At 39.7% G+C, this 3,230-nt stretch carries 4 protein-coding genes and 1 pseudogene; 3 read left to right on the top strand and 2 right to left on the bottom strand.

The genetic code is table 11. The features are described 5' to 3' along the window. The first annotated feature begins 447 nt into the window (after positions 1–447). The gene (locus PSHG_RS08455; RefSeq protein ID WP_010271842.1) at positions 448–786 is read left to right on the top strand and encodes an MmcQ/YjbR family DNA-binding protein; all 339 of its coding nucleotides are present in this window, start codon (positions 448–450) and stop codon (positions 784–786) included. Positions 787–1,148: 362 nt separating this feature from the next. On the opposite strand, the gene PSHG_RS08445 is transcribed toward PSHG_RS08455, so the two are convergent. Continuing rightward, complete coding sequence (locus tag PSHG_RS08445; RefSeq protein WP_010271839.1) at positions 1,149–1,556, bottom strand: hypothetical protein; 408 nt, start codon at positions 1,554–1,556, stop codon at positions 1,149–1,151. Continuing rightward, positions 1,540–2,013: a MerR family transcriptional regulator gene (locus tag PSHG_RS08440; RefSeq protein WP_026021261.1), complete on the bottom strand. Its 474-nt coding sequence runs from the start codon at positions 2,011–2,013 to the stop codon at positions 1,540–1,542. The genes PSHG_RS08445 and PSHG_RS08440 overlap by 17 nt, the downstream gene beginning before the upstream one ends. A 441-nt stretch (positions 2,014–2,454) precedes the next feature. On the opposite strand from PSHG_RS08440, the gene PSHG_RS08435 reads away from it, so the two are divergent. Both PSHG_RS08435 and PSHG_RS29935 read left to right on the top strand, forming a co-directional pair. Beyond that, positions 2,455–2,928, top strand: a complete 474-nt coding sequence (locus PSHG_RS08435; protein WP_010271836.1) for a hypothetical protein — start codon at positions 2,455–2,457, stop codon at positions 2,926–2,928. Between the two features lie 33 nt (positions 2,929–2,961). Next, a pseudogene (locus tag PSHG_RS29935) lies at positions 2,962–3,102 on the top strand (NUDIX domain-containing protein); the annotation flags it as partial. Positions 3,103–3,230 lie beyond the last annotated feature (128 nt).

Raw genomic sequence — 3,230 nt, 5'->3', positions numbered from 1 at the left:
AAAATGCTCAATTAAATGACAAACAACCAGTTATTGAGTTTGTTAACGAAATCTATGAACCGATTGGCGGACGATTATTTGGTGGGTTTTCAATGGGAAAGAACACATGAGACGTTATGAGAAAGAGAGGCAAATAATCATAAGTAGAGTGGGGGGATAAGTATGCCAAAACTATTCCTATACGGCGATATCGGGGAGAATTTCGATGTGACCAGTCGTCCTTTTTTGCCTGACATTGATTTCACAATTACAAGAGAGAAAGTTTATCAACTTGAGATGTGTTCCGGAGTGTTTGTTTGCGGTGGTGACACTAGGATATTATAAGCCATCGGTCCCAGAAGCGGCTTCAAGGAAGTATGAGGTGTGGACACATCCGAATTCGTCGGACGTCGTGAATACATTTACGTTATATGAAACCTCGGGAAAGAACTAAGGAGGCAGGTTCAGATGATGCAAATCGAAGAAATACGTGAAATTGCTCTATCTTTGCCTAGTACAGTAGAAGTAGAACACTGGGGAAAACCATCATTTAGAATTAATAACAAGATCTTTGTAGTCATACAGGACGATATGAGTACTATTACAGTTAAAACCACGAAAGAAGAAAGGGAGCTATATACAAGCATGAGTCCTGAAACATACAAGATTCCGGACTCATTTTCAAACTTAAACTACATGCACATTAATCTTGAATTAGCTAACAAGGATGAAGTAACTGATCTAATCAGGAACGCATGGGGAATAGTTGCTCCCAAGAAATTATCAAAAGCATTTTTTGAAAGCTGACTTGGTGGAGCCCGAGGCCATAACACCGCATTCACGCGGCGGGCCTGATGGCCCTTGGTCCGAAGTCGTGATCTCGAGGAAGCTGGAGCTGCGGACAACCTCCTAGGGAGGCGTGAATGTAAGAACGTTAACTGAAACTCCGGGGAACACATAGATCAAATACAAAAAATCAAGGAGAAGATGAAGATGAATATGAATATGAATGAAAGATTCATTGAAAGAATTGATGCAGTATTCCTGCCTGTAAAGAACTTAGAGGAATCATTATCCTGGTATAGAAGTTTTTGAATTTCCCCTTAGTGGAAGAATTAAAGAATGGCAGGACTTTCCATTTCGCCGAACTGTGGGTTTCATTGACCTCCTTACTCTTTGTTTATTCTTGTGCCCAGTATAATGAAAGCGGCATAAATTAAAATGGCGAACGAATCAATTAACGTATTCGTAAGTGCAGAAACATCATAAAACGCGGTTACACTGAGAATGACCATCAGACGAATGAGCAAAAGTGACACGATCATCCACGCAGCAAACCGGATCTTCGGTTTCTCGCTTTGAGATGACAGGATAATGAATACTATGCCGAAAATTAGGTTCTCAGCGGTTATAATGTGCCAGACATACGTAAATGTTATCCGCGTATCCAAGGATATATCATTCACTAAGAGCGTCGGCAGTACAGCGGATTGCCCGCTCCATGCGTGCGTAATAGCAAAAAATATTGCAAGAACGCCGGCAATCAAACAATAATAGTTCTTAATCCTGATGTCCATTGCAATCCTCCTTAGTTATTTCAGGTTCCTTCTTGTGAATATCCCGGTAAATCTCGCGAACGAACACTGCCAGCCGCTGGTCACTTTCATGATTAAAGTCCCTTAGCGTATTAATTGCCACGTCGAGCAACTGACTGACCTTTTCAAGATGTGCGATTTTCTTGCGTGTTTCTGCTTTCTTGGCATCAAGGAATTCAGCGACCTCCTGGCAATAAGAAGGATCTACACTCTGCATTCTGTGGAACTGAAACTTCCCCTTGATTTCTTCTAGAGAAAAGTCCGCATACTGCATGATTTGTATATTCATCAAATCGACGATGTCGTCCCTAGAATACCTGCGATAAGAATTGTGTCCCCGAGACGGAGATACGAGTCCAATACGGTCATAATACCGGAGTGTATCCTTCGGAATGCCAAGTATCCGTGAAACCTCATGAATAGAATAATGTTTTTCCATACATTCACCATAACATTGGAGTAAACTTCATTGTCAACTCGTTTTTACTATCTTTTTTCACAGGGATTCATGCAATCCTTACAACTATGGTGTCCTGTCCGTTAACTTCAACAAAAAAATTAACAGCACAGTTTAACAAAGCCTCTTTAAAGAAGTAGTGAAACAAGAAAGGGAATGGGATACAATTCCAAATAAGGGCTAAATAATAGCGCATTTTGAAAGCAGTTCAAGATGTCGGAAGCATCAGTAAACATAGTATTCACGCAGCAGAGCCCGGCGGCTCCTTGGTTCGCCCGAAGGGATCGGCAGAGATAGTGGAATCAGGCGAACAACCCTGTGAACCTAACCGCAGTCGCGGCCGCCCCATACGGAGCTTAAGGTTCTCGGGTTCGTGAATACGAGAGACGACGTTAGACGTAATTGCCGGGGAGGAGATTCGAGATGATTTATGAAAATCTCTCGATATATAATTTTAATTTAACGACTGAAGAAGAGGCATTAGTTCTAAGAGAGTTTTCAGATATTAAACATGACTTGTTATTTCCTTATCTGGAATGTAATTTTTCTGTTTTTCCCGAAGATAGAGCATATATTGAAGAAAGAGTAGTAATAAAAAGTACAGAAAATAAATTGGAAACAATCAATTCAGAAGAAATAAACCAGGTTGTTTATTGGTATAAACCAAATGACTTAAAAGACTTAATAGACATTATTAATAAGGATAGGTTCACCTATCGATGCATAGTTGTTCCAAAGCATGAGGATTTAGAAAACTATAGATTTAAGTTATTTACTTATGAACATGCAATGTATCAGGGGGAGGAAACAAGAGTGCTTTGGATAGAGGAAGCAGTAGAAAATGATTATAAAAACAATATACATCCGAGAATCTTAAAACTTATGAAAGAAAAATAAATAAGGTTTTGGCGGTTTTCCTTCACAGGATAGATTGCCCCTGGTGGAAAGGTAGACTTTCCGGAAAGCATAGTTGATGGGGCAATTCGAGAAGTCAAAGAAGAAACGCGATTAGTTGTTAAAGATATTACTTATAAGGGCGGACTTAAGCCGGTAAGGTTCGTGAATACGTAAGACTTAGCCGAAAGAAGTTCCTAGTTTAGGAGGAGTCTACATGATATTAGACAGAGTTATAAATAGGATTGAAATACAAAGTGAATATAAGGATTTTGTTGATAAGTATATAGGTGAGCATTTTGCAT

This window comes from Paenibacillus senegalensis JC66, assembly GCF_000285515.1.
In the GTDB taxonomy this organism is placed as follows: domain Bacteria; phylum Bacillota; class Bacilli; order Paenibacillales; family NBRC-103111; genus Paenibacillus_L; species Paenibacillus_L senegalensis.
This window is presented reverse-complemented; position numbering and strand designations above follow the sequence as displayed.

What these genes read in the sequence shown, in the direction of transcription:
- PSHG_RS08440 (WP_026021261.1), bottom strand. Translation starts at nt 2,013, where the DNA reads ATGGAAAAACATTATTCTATTCATGAGGTTTCACGGATACTTGGCATT.
- PSHG_RS08445 (WP_010271839.1), bottom strand. Translation starts at nt 1,556, where the DNA reads ATGGACATCAGGATTAAGAACTATTATTGTTTGATTGCCGGCGTTCTT.
- PSHG_RS08455 (WP_010271842.1), top strand. Translation starts at nt 448, where the DNA reads ATGATGCAAATCGAAGAAATACGTGAAATTGCTCTATCTTTGCCTAGT.
- PSHG_RS08435 (WP_010271836.1), top strand. Translation starts at nt 2,455, where the DNA reads ATGATTTATGAAAATCTCTCGATATATAATTTTAATTTAACGACTGAA.